The following is a 16,973-nucleotide window of genomic DNA, read 5'->3' as shown; positions in this document are numbered from 1 at the left end:
GACGAGGAGATCCGCCGCACCATCCAGGTGCTGTCGCGCCGCACCAAGAACAATCCCGTGTTGATCGGCGAGCCCGGCGTAGGCAAGACCGCCATCGTCGAAGGCCTGGCGCTGCGCATCATCAACGGCGACGTGCCCGAGAGCCTGAAGGACAAGAAGCTCCTGTCGCTCGACATGGGCTCGCTGATCGCCGGCGCGAAGTACCGCGGCGAGTTCGAGGAACGGCTGAAGGCTGTGCTGGGCGAGGTGACCGCGGCCGAAGGCTCGATCATCCTGTTCATCGACGAGATGCACACCCTGGTCGGCGCCGGGAAGAGCGAAGGCGCGATGGACGCCTCCAACCTGCTCAAGCCCGCCCTGGCGCGCGGCGAGCTGCATTGCGTGGGCGCGACCACGCTCGATGAGTACCGCAAGCACGTGGAGAAGGACGCGGCGCTGGCGCGGCGCTTCCAGCCGGTGTTCGTCGGCGAACCGACGGTCGAGGACACGGTCTCGATCCTGCGCGGCTTGAAGGAGAAGTACGAGGTGCACCATGGCGTGCGCATCTCCGACGCCGCCATCGTCGCCGCAGCGACCCTGTCGAACCGCTACATCGCCGACCGCTTCCTGCCGGACAAGGCCATCGACCTGATGGACGAGGCCGCGAGCCGCGTGCGCATGGCGGTCGACTCCAAGCCGGAGGAGCTGGACGAGATAGACCGCCGCGTCGTGCAGCTGAAGATCGAGCGCGAAGCGCTGTCCAAGGAGACCGACCAAGCCTCGAAAGCCCGGCTGGAGAAGCTGGAGGAGGAGCTCGACGACCTGGAGGGCCGCTCCGCCGAGATGACTGCGCGGTGGCGCGCGGAAAAGGAGAAGGTCGGCCAGTCCGCTCAGGCCCGGGAGGCGCTCGAGCGGTTGCGCGCGGAACTGGTCGCGGCCCAGCGTCGCGGCGATCTGCAGCGGGCCTCGGAGATCGCCTATGGCGAGATCCCTCAGCTCGAGCGCATCCTGGCGGCGGAGGAGGCCGAGTCCGGCAAGAACCCGCTGTCGCCCGAAGTCGTCGACGCCGAGCAGATCGCCGCGGTGGTCTCGCGCTGGACCGGCGTGCCCGTGGAGAAGATGCTGGAGGGCGAGCGCGAGAAGCTGCTGGCCATGGAGGACAAGCTCCGTGACCGCGTGGTCGGCCAGGAAGAGGCGCTGTTGGCCGTATCGGACGCGGTTCGCCGCGCGCGCGCCGGCCTGCAGGACCCCAACCGGCCGATCGGCTCGTTCCTGTTCTTAGGACCCACCGGCGTCGGCAAGACCGAGCTCACCAAGGCGCTGGCCGAGTTCATGTTCGACGACGAGTCCGCGGTGACCCGCCTCGACATGAGCGAGTACATGGAGAAGCACTCGGTCAGCCGCATGATCGGCGCGCCTCCCGGCTACGTCGGCTACGACGAGGGTGGTGCGCTGACCGAGGCGGTGCGCCGCCGGCCGTATCAGGTGTTGCTGTTCGACGAGGTGGAGAAGGCTCACCCTGACGTTTTCAACGTGCTGCTGCAGGTGCTGGACGATGGCCGGCTTACTGATGGGCAGGGGCGCACGGTCGACTTCCGCAACGTGATCATCATCATGACCTCGAATCTAGGGTCGGAGCATCTGGCTGCGCTCGCGGACGATGAGGACGTGGAAGCCGCGCGCCCTGGCGTGATGGACACCGTGCGCCGTCACTTCCGGCCGGAGTTCCTGAACCGGATCGACGAGATCATCCTGTTCAAGCGCCTGGGCCGCGCGGAGATGGACAACATCGTCCGCATCCAGCTCCAGCGCGTGGAAAAGCTGCTGGGCGACCGGCGCATGGCGATCACCCTGGATCCGGCGGCCATGCACTGGCTGGGCGAGCGCGGCTACGATCCTGTGTACGGGGCGCGTCCGCTGAAGCGGGTGATCCAGAAGGAACTGGTCGATCCGATCGCGCGCAAGCTGCTGGCGGGCGACCTGGAGGACGGGGCGGTGATCGACGTCACCGCCACCAGCGAGGGCCTGGAGATCGGCCGCGCCAAGGTCCACTGACGAAACAGGGGCGTCGCCAGCAGGCGACGCCCCTTGATCGGCTATCGGCAGTAGGTGCGCTCGACGTAGCCGCCATAGTACGGGTCGTAGCGCTGAGTGGTCGTGCAGCGGCGATACGAAGAGCCGTAATAGCCGCGCCCGTAGGAAGGCTGGCCGTAGTAGCCGCGCGGGGCGTAGCCGTTGTCGTAGTAGCCCCGGTCGCGGCTGCCGGAGGCCAGCGCCGCGCCAATCGCCAGGCCCGCGATACCGGCTACGATCGCCGCGCCGTCGTCGTTGTTCCGGCGGTAGTTGCGGTTGTTGTAGTAGTAGCCGTTGTTGTAGCCCCGGCCGTCGTAGGCGCGGTGGTTGCGGTAGTCGCGCGCTTCCGCGCTGGTCGCCGTGATCGCGCCGCCGGCCATTGTCATGGCGGCTAGGGCGATGGTCATGATCTTGCGCATGGATCCCTCCGTGCCGAATTCCCTCGAAAGGTAAACGCGCAGCGCGGCCACAAGCTCCGTCCGGCCGTCTATAGGCCGCAGCGCACCCAAACGCCGGGCCTGGCCAGGTAGCTGTCGGTGCGAGCGTTGTAGCTGCGATAGCGGCTCATGCAGGCGCGCACATGCTGCCCCCACGACCCGTCGCGCCGCCAACCGAGGTAGCGGTTCTCGTCGTCGCGACCGTCGCCCGCTTCATTGCGAATGTCGTCGCGCCCATATCGGTCGTCGCCGAAGTCCTCGTCCTCGCGCCCGTAGCGGGCGGCCTGGTCGCGAAGGTCCTGATCATAGCGCCCGGCGGCACGGTCGTATTGGCTGGCGGGAGCGGGCCTCGGGTCAGGCGTGCGCGGCGCAGCGGAGGCTGGCGGCGGTGCGGGCAATGGCTGCGGCCGCTCATAGTAGTTGTGGCCGTCCCAATAGGTCTGGGCGTGGGCGGCCGGCGATCCGGCGACGGCGATTGCCGCGAGCGCCGCGGTCAAAATCATGCGCATGGCGCAACTCCCCTCTTTCAAGCCCGCGGCCGGAACACCACAAGCTCTGCTTTCGTTCGCCTGACCGACGATACCGGCCCCGTGCCTGTTAAGATATGTTAATGGACATCGCCGCGTGGCGCTCAACTGCGCGGCCGGGAGGATAAGGACGCAATGGCCGAAGAGCAGTTTGTCCAAATGTACGTGCGCGACTTCGCCAATCTGGCGGCGCGTGCGGAGTCCGGCACCGACGTGGACGCCTTGGTGCGCAAGCGTATCGAAGAGGCGCGCAAACACGCGGCGCTGATGGATTTGCGTAAAAGCGAGGGCCACCTGGCCGCGGTGTCGCAACGCCTGCGGCTGGAATCACGCCGCAATGCAGCGGCGGCTGTGCGTAATGCGCCCGATCCGATCGCGGCGGCGGCGCGGCGCGAGTCGTTCATGCAGGAAATCGCCGACCTGCTCGACGCCGACCCCACCGAACCGATCAAGCGCGGGGTGGAGCGGTTCTGAGCCGCATCCAGGACTGCCGGACGCCTTAGAGGCCGACCGATGTGGGTCGGCCGCCACGGGTCTCGACGCGACGCATCACCGCGATGCTGGGGCCTCGGCCTTCAGCGGGTTTGGCCACTGAGATCACGTACCAGGCGCCGTCCGGCAGCCCAGAAAAGCTGAACCGGTCGGTGGCGTCGCACGTGGTGCGGCGCACGAAGGCGGAGAAGTCCTCGCCGTTGCTGGCGGGCGTGCGGGCGCGCACCTCCTCGACCGGCAGAGCGGCCGAGATCGGCGAGTTGTACAGGATGCTCATCCGTCGGCGCGTCCACAGCGTCTCCGGCGTCAGCACGACGGCCGCGCCGGCGCAGGTGTATCGCGCCTCTGGGCGCTTGTAGGTAAGCCGCCCGACGACGGCGTTGCGCCCCGGCACCGCCGACCACGAGAAATCGCTCGGACGGAACACCGTGGCGGACGGCGGGGCCATCGGCGGCGGGGGCGGCGGCGCGCCCACGGTCTCGCAAGCGGCGAGCAGGGCGAGGGTCGAAAAAGCTACGAAACGACGAAGGACGCGCATGGCGGGGACCTTATGCGGAGCGGGGCGGGCGCGCCAAGAGGGCCTGCGCAAAATGCCTGAGCCGCGTCAGCCGCCTTCAGCTCAGTCTTCGCGACCGGGCCGTCCGCGCATCGACTTGACGCCGGAGCGCTTCGACTTGCCCTCCAGTCGCTTGAGCTTCGAGGCGTAGGTGGGCCGGGTGGGGCGGCGCGACTTGGGCCGGTGCAAGGCCTGGCGCACCAGCTCGGCGAGGCGCTCGCGGGCGTCCTGGCGGTTCATCTCCAGTGAGCGTGAGCCCTGGGCGAACAGGATCAGCACGTCCTCCTGGCTGAGCCGGCTGCCGGCGAGGCCGCGCAGCCGTTCCTTGACGTCGTCTTCCAGGCTGGAGTTTCCGACGTGGAACCTGAGCTCGATCGCGCTGCTGGTCTTGTTGACGTGCTGGCCGCCGGGACCGCTGGCCTTGACCATGCGTTCGCTGAATTCGTCATCGGCGAGCGAGACGCGGGCGTTCACGACGATCATCGGTGCGCCTCCCTCTCTGCGCGTGGCCTGGCGGCGGCGCCGCTTCCTACAGGGTGTGGCGAACGTCGTCTCGCTTATGATCGGCGCGCCGGCTTGACCTTTCTGTAAAAAAACGGTCGATAGCGCCGCCTTTGCTACGACGTCAGTGCGCCGTGGCCTGCCCGACGATCAAGTTCTGGAGAACGCCCATGCGCGTCTATTACGACCGCGACGCCGACATCGCCCGCATCCTGGACAAGAAGATCGCCATTGTAGGCTATGGCAGCCAGGGCCGTGCGCACGCGCTCAACCTGGTGGATTCCGGGGTGAAGAACCTCGTCGTCGCCCTCAAAGCCGGTTCGGCCACGGCCAAGAAGGTCGAAGCTGACGGCCTGAAGGTGATGAATGTCGCCGAAGCCGCGGCCTGGGCCGATGCGATCATGATCCTCGCGCCCGACGAGCTGCAGCGCGGCATCTACAACAACGAGATCGCCCCCAACATTCGCGACGGCGCTGCGCTGCTGTTCGCCCACGGCCTGAACGTCCATTTCGGCCTGATCGACCCCAAGCCCGGCATCGACGTGCTGATGATCGCGCCCAAGGGCCCAGGCCACACCGTGCGCAGCGAGTACCAGCGCGGGGGCGGCGTGCCCTGCCTGATCGCCATCGACCGCAACCCGACCGGCAATGCGCTGGACTTCGGCCTGGCCTACGCCTCGGCGATCGGCGGGGGCCGTTCGGGCATCATCGAGACCAACTTCCGCGAAGAGTGCGAAACCGACCTGTTCGGCGAGCAGGCGGTGCTGTGCGGGGGCCTGGTGGAGCTGATCCGCGCCGGTTTCGAGACCCTGGTCGAGGCAGGCTACGCGCCCGAGATGGCCTACTTCGAGTGCCTGCATGAGGTGAAGCTGATCGTCGACCTGATCTATGAAGGCGGCATCGCCAACATGAACTACTCGATCTCCAACACCGCCGAGTACGGCGAGTACGTCACCGGCCCGCGCATGGTGACCGCCGAGACCAAGGCCGAGATGAAGCGCGTGCTGGACGATATCCAGTCGGGCCGCTTCACCCGCGACTGGATGATGGAGAATGAAGCCGGTCAGCCGAGTTTCAAGGCCACCCGTCGCCGCGCCGCCGAACATCCGATCGAGGAAGTGGGCGCGCGCCTGCGGGCCATGATGCCGTGGATCACCAAGAACGCGCTGGTCGACAAGGGCCGGAACTAAGGTCCTACGGCCTAGTCCCAGGCGAGGTCCGCCTCGCCGCGCAGGATCGCTTCGGCTTCGGGCGTGTGCTTGTCGCCCGAGCGCGGATGCAGGATCAGGGCGGGCAGGAGCCTCAGCGGCGCCTTGCCCGCCTTGACCGCGCGCACCAGCACCCGCTTGGCCGGGGCGTCGGCGAAGGCGTGCACCGGCCGCACGCAGAATGATCCGCACGATCCGGCCAACAGCGCCAGCAGGTCGGCCAGCCGGTCGGCGCGATGGATCACGATGATCGCGCCGCCCTGGCGCACCGCCTTCCCGGCGAAGGCCGTCCACGCTTCAAGACCCTGATCCGCCATCCACGCGCCGCGTTTGGCGGGATCGGGTGCGCGCAAAGCGGCAGGGTCGTCGAAGAACGGCGGGTTGGCGATCAGGGCGTCGAACGGCGCCAGGCCGGTGCGGCCGAACGGCTGGTCGACATCGCCCAACTGGACCTCGACGCGCGCCTGTAAGCCGTTGAGCGCGATATTCTCCTGGGCTAGGGCGAATGCGTCCGGATCGCGTTCCAGGCCGACGAAGCGCGCACCCGGCCGTCTCCACGCTGCGGCGAGCAGGGCCGCGCCGGCGCCACAGCCGGCTTCCACCACCCGCGCGCCTTCATCCGCATCGCAGGCCGCCGCCAGCAGCGCCGCGTCCATCCCCGCGCGATAGCCGCGCCTGGGCTGGCGCAGCAGGACGCGTCCGTCCAGCAGGCGGTCCTCGGTGACATCGGACGCCTCTGCACCCTGTGGTTTGTCGTTCGAAGGCTTCATGCGTGCGGCGACATACGCGCCTTGACCACCCCCTGTCGCCCCACCATTGTCCCCCGCAACGACCTCCGGCGCCAGGACCCCCGCCGGTAGTCAGGAGTTCGGACTTCCGTGAACGTAGCGACAGCGGCCCTCGCCCCCAGCCCATCGTCGATCGAGGCGCTGCTGAAGCTTGCGCGGGCGGACATGGCAGGCGTGGACGCGCTGATCCGCGACCGGATGCAGAGCCCGGTGCCGGTGATCCCAGCGCTGGCCGATCACCTGATCAGCAGCGCCGGCAAAAGGCTCCGGCCGCTGCTCACCATCGCGGCCGCCAGATTGGCTGGCGCGCGCGACGACGCCTGCTTGAAGCTCGCCGGCGCCGTCGAATTCATCCACACCGCGACCCTGTTGCACGACGACGTGGTCGATTCTTCCGAGCTTCGCCGGGGCAGGGTGGCCGCCCACCTGATCTGGGGCGCGCCCTCCAGCGTGCTGGTCGGCGATTTCCTGTTCGCCCGGGCGTTCGAGCTCATGGTCGAGGCGGGATCGATGCCGGCGCTGGAGATCCTGGCGCGCGCCTCGCGCGTCATCGCCGAGGGCGAGGTGCTGCAACTCACCCGCGCCCACGACCTGGACCTGACCCAGGAACTGTACCTGGAGATCATCGGCGCCAAGACGGCCGAGCTGTTCGCCGCCGCTGCCGAGGCCGGTGCGGTGTCGGCCGACGCGTCTCGCGAGCGCTGCGCGGCGTTGCGCCGCTTCGGGGCCAATCTCGGCATCGCGTTCCAGCTTGTCGACGACGCGCTCGACTACTCCGGCGCCAGCGAAACGCTGGGGAAGAACCCCGGCGACGACTTCCGAGAAGGCAAGACGACCCTGCCGCTGCTGCTCGCGATCGCGCGCACGGGCGGGGCTGAGACCGAATTCTGGACCCGCGTCATCGGTCGCCGCGACCAGACGGACGCCGATTTCCTGCGCGCCATCGACCTGATGCGCGCCACAGGGGCGTTGCAGTCGACTCTGGATCTGGCCGCCGACTATGCCGAAAGCGCCAAGGCCGCGCTGGACGATTTCGCATCGACCAATGGGTGGCGACCGGCGCTTGAGGACCTCGCGGACTTCGCGGTCACACGTCGCACCTGACGACTCGCCGACATAGGAACCAGTCGTCTCCTCGAGCGCTCCGCTGGCTCATGGAGCGCCTCAAGTGACCACAGCTATCGATCTCTCGGCGTTCGGCGCCGACAGCACTGCCGATATCAATCCCCAAGGACTGCACCAGGCGCTGGCGCACTGGAACAGACGCCGCCTTGCGGCGCGGACGCCCGGTTCCGACTGGCTCGCCGAGGTCGACGAGGACGCGCGCATGCTGCGCGTCGAAGGCGGATTCGTGGAGGCGTTCCGCGCGCGGATTGCACCGCTAGTCGCCCACGTGCCGTCTGACCCTGACGGCTTCGTGGCCTGGTTCGAAGCGCTCAGGGAGAGCGGTCCCGGTCAATGGGACCCTCTGTTTTCTTGGCTCGAAACAGAAGCTTCTCTCGAAGAGATGAAGTGGTTCCTCACCCAGGAAGCCGCAGGCGAAGCGGGCTTCGATGACCTTGTGGCCATGACCCAAGTCAAGCTGCCGTCCCGTGCGAAGCTTGAGCTCGCCCGCAATTATTGGGACGAGATGGGCCGGGGCCATCCGAACGGGATGCACGGGCCTATGCTCGACCGCACGGTGCAGGGCCTCGGCCTGCGCCCGACCATCGAGGGCACCGCCTGGCAGTCGCTGGCGCTGGCCAACACGATGACGGCGTTCGCCGCCACGCGCCGCTACGCCTACCATTCGGTGGGCGCGCTGGGGGTCGTCGAACTCACGGCGCCGACCCGGGTCAGCGCGGTGGCCGCCGGCCTGAAGAGGCTGGGCATCGCGCCTGAGCAGCGCAAGTACTTCGTCCTGCACGCCAATTTGGACGTCGAGCACTCCAGGGCGTGGAACGCCGAGGCGCTCGCGCCACTGGTCGAGGAGGACCCGACCTGCGCGCGCTCGATCGCCGAAGGTGCGATCATGCGGCTGATCTGCGGCGAGCAATGCTTCGAGGCATACCGGACGCACCTGTGGAGCGCCGGCGCGGATAGCCGCTACCGCTACGCCGCGGAGTAGGGCTCAGCCGGGCGAGATCATCTTCTCAGGGCGCACGAGGGCGTCGAACTCCTCGTTGGAGACGTAACCGCCGCCCACCGCCTCGTCGCGCAGCGTGGTGCCGTTCTTGTGCGCGGTCTTGGCGATCTTGGCGGCGTTGTCGTAGCCGATCTTCGGCGCCAACGCGGTGACCAGCATCAGCGAACGCTCCATCGCCGCGCGGATGTTGTCCTCACGCGCCTCGATGCCGACGACGCAGTTGTCGGTGAACGACACCGCCGCATCGCCCAGCAGCTTGCAGGACTGGAGGAAGTTGTAGGCCATGACGGGATTGAACACGTTGAGCTCGAAGTGGCCCTGGCTGCCGGCGAACGCCATGGTGGTCTGGTTGCCCATCACCTGGGCGCAGACCATGGTCAGGGCTTCCGACTGGGTCGGGTTGACCTTGCCGGGCATGATCGACGAGCCGGGCTCGTTCTCCGGCAACGACAACTCGCCCAGGCCCGAGCGCGGGCCCGACCCCAGGAAGCGGATGTCGTTGCCGATCTTGAACAGCGCCGCGGCGGCCGAGGTCAGGGCCCCGTGGCTGAACACCATGGCGTCGTGGGCGGCCAGGGCTTCGAACTTGTTCGGTGCGGTGATGAACGGCAGGTGAGTGATGGCGGCGATGCGCTCGGCCACCTTCTCGGCGAAGCCCACGGGCGCGTTGAGGCCGGTGCCGACCGCAGTTCCGCCCTGCGCCAGCTCGTAGAGGCCATAGAGCGTCTCCTTCAGCCGGCGCACGGCGCTGGCGACCTGGTGCGAATAGCCGGAGAACTCCTGGCCCAGCGTCAGCGGCGTCGCGTCCTGTGTATGTGTCCGGCCGATGTTGATGATGTGGGCGAAGGCCTCGGTCTTGACCTTCAGCGCGGCGTGCAGGTGTTCCAGTGCCGGCATCACGTGGCGGGCGACTTCCCCGGCGGCGGCGATGTGCATGGCCGTCGGGTAGGTGTCGTTGGACGACTGGCTCATGTTGACGTGGTCGTTGGGGTGGACCGGGCTCTTGGAGCCCTGGACGCCTCCCATCATCTCGATGGCGCGGTTGGAGATCACCTCGTTGGCGTTCATGTTCGACTGGGTGCCGGACCCTGTCTGCCAGACCACCAGCGGGAAATGATCGTCGAGCTTGCCGTCGATCACCTCCTGGGCGGCGGCGACGATCGCGGCCCCGATCGTCGGGTCCAGCCGGCCCAGCGCCATGTTGGCCTCCGCCGCGGCGCGCTTGACCACGCCCAGGGCGCGGACCACCGGCTGGGGCTGCTTTTCCCAGCCGATCTTGAAGTTGCCGAGCGAGCGCTGGGTCTGCGCACCCCAGTAGCGGTCGGCCGCGACCTCGATGGGGCCGAAAGTATCGGTCTCGGTACGCGTCGCGGTCATTTGTTCCTCCAGCCTGGACGCCCGCCGGTTTAACGAGACGGAGCGAGACTGCAAGCCGTTCGCCGCTTAGAGGAAAATGCGATGGACGATGGCTGGACCCAGCACGGCAAGGTGCGCGCCCGCGAGGGCCCCGACGAAGGCGCGGTGGAGATCGTCGTCGACGGCCTCACCACCCAGGCGAAATACTACAAGCCGCTGATCTACGAGTTCTTCCGCAAGGCCTGGCGCGGCGCGCGTCCCGCCTGGGGCGAGTTCGCCGTGGAGATCCGCATGGAGTATGTCGGCGATCCGCCATGGATGGACCTGGACAACCTGGCCAAGGCGATCCTCGACGCGATCAAGGGCTACGCCTTCCATGACGACGCCCAGGTGGCGCGGTTGCTGGTGGAGCGCCACCCCGGCGAGCGCGAGCGCATCCTGGTCAACGTCCGGCGCGTGAAAGCCTGAACCCAAAAAAGCAACGGCCGCGCCCTGCGAGAGGCGCGGCCGCTTTGTGTCGTCGGCGAGAGGGGTCCTTGCTCGACGTCAGCGATATTGTTGCAGCCGGGTGGTCCGAAGACCGGCCAGGCCGTGGCGTTCGATCGACCGCTGCCACGCTAGGAACTCCTCGGCGGTCAACGAGTAGCGTTCCAGCGCCTGGTCGAGACTGAGCAGGCCGCCGCGCACGGCGGCCACCACCTCCGCCTTGCGGCGGATCACCCAGCGGCCAGTGTTGGCCGGCGGCAGATCATTGATCGTCAACGGAGCGCCCGTCGGGCCAATGACATAGACCTCGCCGCGGCTGTTCGTTCGTGTCTGCTGTTGCTGCTGCAGCATGGCTTTACGCCTTTCCCACCATCACAGTTCGGGAGGAATGTAGCGCGCAGGGCATAACGGCCGCTTAATTGCGATAGTAAAAAAAGAACTAACCAAGTCGCCCCCCGTGTGCGAAAACGATACATGCAACGTTGTTGACCAACATTAAACGCCGTTAATGAATATTATCAGCGCTTAATATTTATCAATTCTTCCAACATCTGATCTGCTGTCGTAATAATCTTGGAAGATGCTGAATAGGCGCGCTGTGTAGTGATCAGTCCGGTGAATTCCGCGGACAGATCGACTGTCGATGCTTCGAGGGTCGAGGGCGAGATGATGCCAGCGCCGCCGCTCGACGGCTGCTTCAGGGCGAACTCGCCGCTTTTGAGCGTCGGGCGGAAGGCGTTGCCGCTCACCGCCTGCAGGCCGTCGGGGTTGGGGAAGGTGGCCAGGGCCACCTGCGCCACCTTGCGTACGTCGCTGTTGTCGAACAGCGCCGAGACCACGCCGTTCTCGTCCACCTGCACGCCGATCACGCTGCCGACGCCGGCGCCGTCAGGGTTGACCGAGTTGACCGTCGAGGCGTCGGCGAGTTGCGACAGCTTGCTGAAGTCCACCACGATGGTCTGCGGCGCGATGCCGGCGTCGGTCCACGTCACCGGGATCGACAGGCCCTGCTGCGTCGGGCTGTTGACCAGCGTGCCGCCGGTCACCGTGGTCGGCGCGGCGAAGATCGGCTGGCCGCTGGTGTTGAACGCCAGAGTGCCGCTGGCCACCATGCCGGAGCCAGCGACGTCGGGAGACTGGATTTCGTAGCTCCACTGGTTGGCCGTGGCGCTGCGGCGCACGGCGACGTTCACAGAGTGGGAGCCGCCCATGGAATCGGTCACCGACATCGGAATGGTGAAGTCGGGCGCGACGCCGGCCGCGCCGCCGGGCGTCAGGTAGTCCGACATGTTGGGCGTGGCGTAGGCGCCGGCGCTCGCTGACCAGGTGCTGGGCCGTTGCAGGTTGGCGTTGACCAGGACTTCGGTGGTCGGCAGCACCGTGGCGCTGATGTCCTTGACGTTGATCGGTTGCAGGGTGGTGAGGTCGGAAGGGTTGGTGCTGACCTGGCCGTTCACGAACGGCCATCCTTGCAGGTAGAGGCCCGCGTCATTCTTCAGATAACCGTCAGCGTCGACGCTGAACGAACCGGCCCGGGTGAACATCCGCGCATCGGCGTCGGTCAGGCCGCGCCCCTTGTCGGTCACCACGAAGAAGCCTTCGCCTGAGATCGCGAGGTCGGTGGGCGAGCTGGCGCTCTGTAGCGTTCCCTGCTGGCTGACGTATTGACGAGCGACGCCCTGCACGCCGCCGGCGCTGTATTGACCGGCGACCGCCTGGGACGTCACCATGTTGGCGAAGTTCACCTGGCTGCGCTTGTAGGCGACGGTGTTGACGTTCGCGATGTTGTCGGAGATCGCGGCGAGCGCGGAGGAGTTGGCCACCAAGCCCGAGACGCCGGCGCGCATTGCGCTGTTGATGCTCATGGGTTTTCGCCTTCTTTCTTAGGTTCTGTTGGGACGCCGGATCAGGCCGCTACGGCCGGTTTGTCGGCGTCGTCGTCGTTGGATGTGGTCTGGGTCGGGGCCTGGGTGACGCTGGTCACCACGTTCCACGGCACGCGCGCGCCGTTGATGACCAGGAAGGCCTCGCCGTTGGACTGCTCGACGCCGGTGACGACGCCCTGCAGGAAGGTGGTCGAGGTGATCGTCTCGCCGGACTCCGCCTTGGCGGTGACGCGCAACGTGTAGGTCCCATCGGGCAACCGCTTGCCGCCGGTGTCCTTGCCGTCCCACGAGAAGGCGTGTTCGCCGGCGCCGTTGTCGGAGCCTGCCTTGACGGAGACCACGCGGCCGTTGGAATCGAGCACCTCGAGCTTCACATCGGAAGCGGCGGCGTCGAGCTTGTAGAGCCAGTCCGCCTTGCCGTTGACGAGAGCCGCGTCGCCGGTGACGGCGCGCACGTCCTTTCCGATCAGGCTGACCGCGGTGGAGATCCCGCTGCCGGTGTTGCCGACCAGCTTCAGCAGCAGGTCGTTGGTGAGCAACTGCTGCTCCACGCCGGTCATCTGGACGATCTGCTGGGTGAACTGCGTCGAATCCATCGGCGACAGCGGGTCCTGGTTCTTCAACTGCGTGGTCAGCAGCGACAGGAAGGTGTCGAAGTTCTCGGCCAACCGGGTGCGACCGGCGGCGGACGCGGCGCCGGTCGCTGCGGCGGCTGTGGCGTCGATGGCCATGGTTGCTGTTCCTCTAGATCTTGATGTCGAGGCCGGCGTAGGCCCGGCGTTGGAGACTGGGGGGCGCGGCGGTCACGTCGGCTTCGCCGGCGACGCCAAGCGCCTCGCGGAAGGCCTGGCCGCGCCAGGTGGAGCCTGTCTGGGCCTGCTGTTGTCCGCCGCCTTGTCCGGACTGGCCGCGGTCGCCCGCCACGTCGAACGACAGACCCCCGGAGACGTCGAAGCCGGCTTGCTCCAGGGAACGGGACAGTTCTTGGGACCGGCCGCGCAGTTCGGCGGCGGCCTGTGGGTTGTCGAACGACAGCGAGGCGGTCAGCCGGCCGTTCGCGCCGATCTCCAGGCGAACGTCGACCCGGCCGAGGCCCTCCGGCTGAAGCTGGACGTCGAAGCGGGTCGAGCGTTCGTCGAGCTTCTTGAGGATCTGCGCCGACAGGTGGGCGATCGTCTCGGGAGAGCCGCGGGCAGGGGCCGCCGCGACGCTGGCGATGTTCGCCTGCTGCAAGGCGGGCTCGGCGGCGGCGCGGGGATTGGGCGGTTCCGGGGTCGTGTCGTGCGAGGCGATCTTGCTCGCCGCATTCTCGACGTCGCCGCCGGCAGATTCCTGACCCTTGCGGGCGTCGATCACGCCGGCGGCGCGCGCGTCGTGCGGCGTGGCCTTGGCGGAGGCGGCCGGTTCGACGGCTGATGGGGCGTTGAGCGCGTCGGCCGCGTCGGCGGTGCGCGTCGGGCGACTCTGCGGGCCGGACGTCGGCGCGGGTTGCACCGGCTGGGCCGTCGCTGCGCCGGCCAGGGTCTGCGCCTGGGCGTCTGTCGTCGGTGGTGCGGGCGGCGGAGTCGGCTGAGGCGGCGGGCTCGGCGATTGGGGCGGCGCTGCAGCGGCCTGTGGGTTCGCCGCGGCCGCAGGGCTGCGATCGCTATCGAGTTGCGCCAGGGCGAAGGCCGTCGCGGAGGGGAGCGAAGCGGGCTTGGCGGGTTCAGCCGGCGTTTCGGCGGCGATGGGCGTTGCGCCCGGCGCCAGGGCTTCGAAGGTGGGCGTGGGCGGCAAGGCCGGCGCGCCAGATGCAGTGGGTGCGTCCTCGGCCTCGGTCGCCACGGCGGGCGCGGGGACTTGTAGGAACATGGCCAGCAAAGCCTGCGCCTGGGCCTGGCCCTGGACGTCCTCGGCCGGACCCGGGGCTTCGGCGGGGAGCGCTTCGCTCTCGCCCTTGCCGGGCTCGGCGCCGGTTAGGACGCTGAGCAGGGCCTCGAATCCGGTCGCAACCCCGCCTTGGGCGGAGGACGCGCCCCCGTTGGGAGGCGATGCGGGCGGTGCGGCGGCGAGAGGTTGGACTGACATCGGTCGGAAGGAACCGTCGGCGAGGGGAGCGCATGCTGCGCAAATGTTCGACGAGACCTGAGCAACCTTCGCGCCAGTCGGCTCCCGTACACTTAGTGTTTTGAAAACGCAGAACTAATTGGACAAATCTGCGACCCGGCAAAGGCCGCCAAAGCGACGTTTTTTGCCGAGTGGGCGGAAAGATAGGCCTTTGCTGCCGCCCACCGGCGCCGATCCGGCCGGCGCTGGGCGCCAACGGTTGGCGCAGCTCTTGCGCTCCTGTTTCCCGTGGCCGGCGACGCCCAGGTGGGATTCGCTGAAAACAAAAGATTTTTCGGAGCGCCTTGCGCGCGCGTTCACCAAACCCTCGGCAGATTCAGCCGGGTCGCGCGTCAGGCTTTGCCGAGTGGAGAGCAGTCGATGTCATTGTCCGTCGCCCTGAAGACAGCGAACTCGGGCCTGTTGGCCGCCCAGGTCGGCCTGCGAACGGTTTCCGACAACATCGCCAACGTCAACACGCCCGGATACGTCCGCAAGACCGTCAACCAGCAGCCGCTGGCGGTCGCCGGCCAAGGCATGGGCGTCAAGATCGAGGGCGTGAAGCGGATCACGGACCAGTATCTGCAGCTCGCCAGCCTGACCGCCGGCTCCGACGCCAGCCGCTGGGGCGTGGTCTCGCAGTATCTGGACAACGCCCAGAGTCTGTTCGGCGACCCGTCGAGCGACAGCTTCTTCTTCAGCCGCCTGGACGACGTCTGGTCGGCCTTCGCGTCGGCCGCCGACGACCCGTCCTCCAGCCTGGTGCGTAGCCAGGCGATCTTCAACATGCAGGACTTCCTGAGCGACGCTGACCGGATCAACGGCCAGATCGAGGACCTCGGCGCCAATCTCGACACCCAGATCCAGGCCGACGTCGGCCGCGCCAATGACCTGCTGGGCCAGATCGACAAGCTCAACCAGGACATCAGCCGCGCAACGCTGGTCGGCGGCGACGCCTCGGGATCGCAGAACATCCAGAGCCAGCTGATCGACGAACTGTCGACCCTGCTGAATGTGAAGGTCATGGAACGACCCGACGGCGGAGTGACCATCCGCTCCACCGAGGGCGTGGTGCTGGCGGGCGAAGGGGCGGCGACCCTCACCTACAACCGCAGCGACGGCTCGAAGGGTTACATCACCGCCGCGCCGGCGCTGGGCGTCGCCCAGGCCATCCAGGTCAACTCCGGCGAGATCCGCGGCCTGCTCGATCTGCGCGATGACAAGCTGCCCGGCCTGTCGAGCCAGCTCGGCGAGTTCGTTTCGCGTGCGGTCGACCGGATCAACGCCGTGCACAACGCCTCGGCGTCGCTGCCCGCGCCGACCAGCATGACCGGCCGCAACACCGGTCTCGACTCCGCGACCGCGGCCAGCGGCTTCACGGGCTCCAGCACGGTGGCGATCGTCAACGCCAACGGCGTCATGCAGCGCCGGGTGACCGTCGACTTCGCCGCCAGCACAATCAGCATCGACGGCGCCGCCGCGACCCCGTTCGTGGGCAACCCGATCACGGCGCTGAACACGGCGCTGGGCGCCTTCGGTACGGCCACCTTTGCAAATGGCGCTCTGAGCATCGCGGCCGCCGGCGGAAACGGCGTCGCCATCGACGAGGGGACCTCCGCCAAGGCGGGCCGTGGCTTCTCCGCCTTCTTCGGCCTCAACGACGTGATCCGCTCGACCGGCTTCACCAACTACGACACGGGCCTGAAATCAACCGACGCCCACGGCTTCACGCCGGGCGGCTTGATCACCTTCCAGATGGCGCAGGCGGACGGCAAGCCGCTGGCCCAGGTGCAGGTGGCGATGCCTGCGGCGGCGAACATGAGCGATCTGCTCACCTCGCTGAACAGCACCTCGAGCGGCGTCGGCCTGTATGGACAGTTCAATCTGGACGCCAACGGCGCGCTGGCCTTCACCGCGACCCAGCCTGCGAACGCGAGCCTTTCGGTGATCGCCGACGCCACCCAGCGCGGGGTCGGCGGCCCGGGCCTGAGCCAACTGTTTGGACTAAGTTCGATCGATCGCGCATCGCGCGCCAGCCGCTACACCATGGACGCCGCCATCAGCGCCGACCCGATGAAGCTGGCGCTGGGCAAGCTCGACACCACGGCGGGCACGACGCCGGCGTTGAGGCCGGGGGATGGCACCGGCGCCCTGGCGATGGCCGGCGCCGGCGATACGCCCACCGGCTTCAGCGCAGCCGGCACGATGGGCGCGGTGACCATGACGGTCTCGCGCTACGCCCAGGAATTCGGCGGATCGATCGGCCGCGAGGCCGCCGCCGCAGACACCCGCATGACCAGCGCCCAATCGGTGCAGACCGAAGCGATCGCGCGCCGCCAGTCGGTCGAAGGCGTCAATCTCGATGAAGAGCTGGTCATGCTCACCACCTACCAACAGGCGTTCAACGCCTCGGCCCGCATGATCCAGGCGGCCAAGGACATGTTCGACGTCCTGACGGCGATGATCTGAGGAAC

The 16,973-nt window shown here is 67.8% G+C and carries 17 protein-coding genes; 7 read left to right on the top strand and 10 right to left on the bottom strand.

Going from position 1 to position 16,973, the window contains the following annotated elements; genetic code table 11:
• Positions 1 to 2,034, top strand: a 2,034-nt coding sequence (locus Q8R27_RS03385) for an AAA family ATPase (protein WP_305697681.1), incomplete at its 5' end; no start/stop codon positions are given.
• Between the two features lie 41 nt (positions 2,035 to 2,075).
• On the opposite strand, the gene Q8R27_RS03380 is transcribed toward Q8R27_RS03385, so the two are convergent.
• Together Q8R27_RS03380 and Q8R27_RS03375 are read right to left on the bottom strand one after the other, a co-directional pair.
• Complete coding sequence (locus Q8R27_RS03380; RefSeq protein ID WP_305697680.1) at positions 2,076 to 2,471, bottom strand: hypothetical protein; 396 nt, start codon at positions 2,469 to 2,471, stop codon at positions 2,076 to 2,078.
• Positions 2,472 to 2,539: 68 nt separating this feature from the next.
• Complete coding sequence (locus tag Q8R27_RS03375) at positions 2,540 to 2,998, bottom strand: BA14K family protein (RefSeq protein WP_305697679.1); 459 nt, start codon at positions 2,996 to 2,998, stop codon at positions 2,540 to 2,542.
• 153 nt (positions 2,999 to 3,151) lie between these two features.
• On the opposite strand from Q8R27_RS03375, the gene Q8R27_RS03370 reads away from it, so the two are divergent.
• Positions 3,152 to 3,490 (top strand): hypothetical protein, encoded by a 339-nt coding sequence (locus Q8R27_RS03370; protein WP_305598069.1) that lies wholly within the window; start codon positions 3,152 to 3,154, stop codon positions 3,488 to 3,490.
• Between the two features lie 25 nt (positions 3,491 to 3,515).
• On the opposite strand, the gene Q8R27_RS03365 is transcribed toward Q8R27_RS03370, so the two are convergent.
• Both Q8R27_RS03365 and arfB read right to left on the bottom strand, forming a co-directional pair.
• Positions 3,516 to 4,046 (bottom strand): hypothetical protein, encoded by a 531-nt coding sequence (locus Q8R27_RS03365; RefSeq protein WP_305697678.1) that lies wholly within the window; start codon positions 4,044 to 4,046, stop codon positions 3,516 to 3,518.
• Positions 4,047 to 4,127: 81 nt separating this feature from the next.
• Entirely contained in the window at positions 4,128 to 4,547 is a 420-nt protein-coding gene (gene arfB / locus Q8R27_RS03360) for an alternative ribosome rescue aminoacyl-tRNA hydrolase ArfB (protein WP_305697677.1), read from the bottom strand.
• Positions 4,548 to 4,735: 188 nt separating this feature from the next.
• Between arfB and ilvC the strand changes: the two genes are divergently transcribed.
• On the top strand, positions 4,736 to 5,755 hold the full coding sequence (gene ilvC / locus Q8R27_RS03355; protein WP_305697676.1) for a ketol-acid reductoisomerase: 1,020 nt from the start codon (positions 4,736 to 4,738) through the stop codon (positions 5,753 to 5,755).
• 11 nt (positions 5,756 to 5,766) lie between these two features.
• On the opposite strand, the gene Q8R27_RS03350 is transcribed toward ilvC, so the two are convergent.
• Positions 5,767 to 6,543, bottom strand: coding sequence for a tRNA1(Val) (adenine(37)-N6)-methyltransferase (locus tag Q8R27_RS03350; protein WP_305697675.1), 777 nt, complete (start codon positions 6,541 to 6,543; stop codon positions 5,767 to 5,769).
• Positions 6,544 to 6,726: 183 nt separating this feature from the next.
• Between Q8R27_RS03350 and Q8R27_RS03345 the strand changes: the two genes are divergently transcribed.
• Complete coding sequence (locus Q8R27_RS03345; RefSeq protein ID WP_371134640.1) at positions 6,727 to 7,665, top strand: polyprenyl synthetase family protein; 939 nt, start codon at positions 6,727 to 6,729, stop codon at positions 7,663 to 7,665.
• Between the two features lie 64 nt (positions 7,666 to 7,729).
• The gene (locus Q8R27_RS03340) at positions 7,730 to 8,668 is read left to right on the top strand and encodes an iron-containing redox enzyme family protein (protein WP_305697674.1); all 939 of its coding nucleotides are present in this window, start codon (positions 7,730 to 7,732) and stop codon (positions 8,666 to 8,668) included.
• 3 nt (positions 8,669 to 8,671) lie between these two features.
• On the opposite strand, the gene fumC is transcribed toward Q8R27_RS03340, so the two are convergent.
• Positions 8,672 to 10,063: a class II fumarate hydratase gene (fumC, locus tag Q8R27_RS03335; RefSeq protein WP_305697673.1), complete on the bottom strand. Its 1,392-nt coding sequence runs from the start codon at positions 10,061 to 10,063 to the stop codon at positions 8,672 to 8,674.
• A gap of 81 nt (positions 10,064 to 10,144) precedes the next feature.
• Here fumC and Q8R27_RS03330 point away from each other — a divergent pair, with 81 nt between their 5' ends.
• On the top strand, positions 10,145 to 10,510 hold the full coding sequence (locus Q8R27_RS03330) for a RusA family crossover junction endodeoxyribonuclease (protein ID WP_305697672.1): 366 nt from the start codon (positions 10,145 to 10,147) through the stop codon (positions 10,508 to 10,510).
• Between the two features lie 78 nt (positions 10,511 to 10,588).
• Here Q8R27_RS03330 and Q8R27_RS03325 read toward each other — a convergent pair whose 3' ends face one another.
• The 4 genes from Q8R27_RS03325 to Q8R27_RS03310 all read right to left on the bottom strand — a co-directional run bounded on the left by Q8R27_RS03325 (position 10,589) and on the right by Q8R27_RS03310 (position 14,481).
• Positions 10,589 to 10,879: a DUF1153 domain-containing protein gene (locus Q8R27_RS03325; protein WP_305598378.1), complete on the bottom strand. Its 291-nt coding sequence runs from the start codon at positions 10,877 to 10,879 to the stop codon at positions 10,589 to 10,591.
• A gap of 167 nt (positions 10,880 to 11,046) precedes the next feature.
• On the bottom strand, positions 11,047 to 12,393 hold the full coding sequence (locus Q8R27_RS03320; RefSeq protein ID WP_305697671.1) for a flagellar hook protein FlgE: 1,347 nt from the start codon (positions 12,391 to 12,393) through the stop codon (positions 11,047 to 11,049).
• A 41-nt stretch (positions 12,394 to 12,434) separates the two neighbouring features.
• Entirely contained in the window at positions 12,435 to 13,145 is a 711-nt protein-coding gene (locus tag Q8R27_RS03315) for a flagellar hook assembly protein FlgD (protein WP_305697670.1), read from the bottom strand.
• Positions 13,146 to 13,158: 13 nt separating this feature from the next.
• On the bottom strand, positions 13,159 to 14,481 hold the full coding sequence (locus Q8R27_RS03310) for a flagellar hook-length control protein FliK (protein ID WP_305697669.1): 1,323 nt from the start codon (positions 14,479 to 14,481) through the stop codon (positions 13,159 to 13,161).
• Between the two features lie 399 nt (positions 14,482 to 14,880).
• Here Q8R27_RS03310 and flgK point away from each other — a divergent pair, with 399 nt between their 5' ends.
• Positions 14,881 to 16,968, top strand: coding sequence for a flagellar hook-associated protein FlgK (gene flgK / locus Q8R27_RS03305; protein ID WP_305697668.1), 2,088 nt, complete (start codon positions 14,881 to 14,883; stop codon positions 16,966 to 16,968).
• Positions 16,969 to 16,973: the final 5 nt, after the last annotated feature.

The organism is Phenylobacterium sp. (assembly GCF_030697305.1).
Lineage (GTDB): Bacteria > Pseudomonadota > Alphaproteobacteria > Caulobacterales > Caulobacteraceae > Phenylobacterium.
Note: the sequence above shows the minus strand (reverse complement) of the source record. Positions and strands in the feature narration are given on the sequence as shown.

Bases quoted from the DNA above. Each gene is read 5' to 3' on its own strand.
- flgK (WP_305697668.1), top strand. From the start codon at position 14,881: ATGTCATTGTCCGTCGCCCTGAAGACAGCGAACTCGGGCCTGTTGGCC.
- Q8R27_RS03375 (WP_305697679.1), bottom strand. From the start codon at position 2,998: ATGCGCATGATTTTGACCGCGGCGCTCGCGGCAATCGCCGTCGCCGGA.
- ilvC (WP_305697676.1), top strand. From the start codon at position 4,736: ATGCGCGTCTATTACGACCGCGACGCCGACATCGCCCGCATCCTGGAC.
- Q8R27_RS03380 (WP_305697680.1), bottom strand. From the start codon at position 2,471: ATGCGCAAGATCATGACCATCGCCCTAGCCGCCATGACAATGGCCGGC.
- arfB (WP_305697677.1), bottom strand. From the start codon at position 4,547: ATGATCGTCGTGAACGCCCGCGTCTCGCTCGCCGATGACGAATTCAGC.
- Q8R27_RS03345 (WP_371134640.1), top strand. From the start codon at position 6,727: ATGGCAGGCGTGGACGCGCTGATCCGCGACCGGATGCAGAGCCCGGTG.
- Q8R27_RS03320 (WP_305697671.1), bottom strand. From the start codon at position 12,393: ATGAGCATCAACAGCGCAATGCGCGCCGGCGTCTCGGGCTTGGTGGCC.
- Q8R27_RS03310 (WP_305697669.1), bottom strand. From the start codon at position 14,481: ATGTCAGTCCAACCTCTCGCCGCCGCACCGCCCGCATCGCCTCCCAAC.
- fumC (WP_305697673.1), bottom strand. From the start codon at position 10,063: ATGACCGCGACGCGTACCGAGACCGATACTTTCGGCCCCATCGAGGTC.
- Q8R27_RS03350 (WP_305697675.1), bottom strand. From the start codon at position 6,543: ATGAAGCCTTCGAACGACAAACCACAGGGTGCAGAGGCGTCCGATGTC.
- Q8R27_RS03315 (WP_305697670.1), bottom strand. From the start codon at position 13,145: ATGGCCATCGACGCCACAGCCGCCGCAGCGACCGGCGCCGCGTCCGCC.
- Q8R27_RS03330 (WP_305697672.1), top strand. From the start codon at position 10,145: ATGGACGATGGCTGGACCCAGCACGGCAAGGTGCGCGCCCGCGAGGGC.
- Q8R27_RS03370 (WP_305598069.1), top strand. From the start codon at position 3,152: ATGGCCGAAGAGCAGTTTGTCCAAATGTACGTGCGCGACTTCGCCAAT.
- Q8R27_RS03325 (WP_305598378.1), bottom strand. From the start codon at position 10,879: ATGCTGCAGCAGCAACAGCAGACACGAACGAACAGCCGCGGCGAGGTC.
- Q8R27_RS03365 (WP_305697678.1), bottom strand. From the start codon at position 4,046: ATGCGCGTCCTTCGTCGTTTCGTAGCTTTTTCGACCCTCGCCCTGCTC.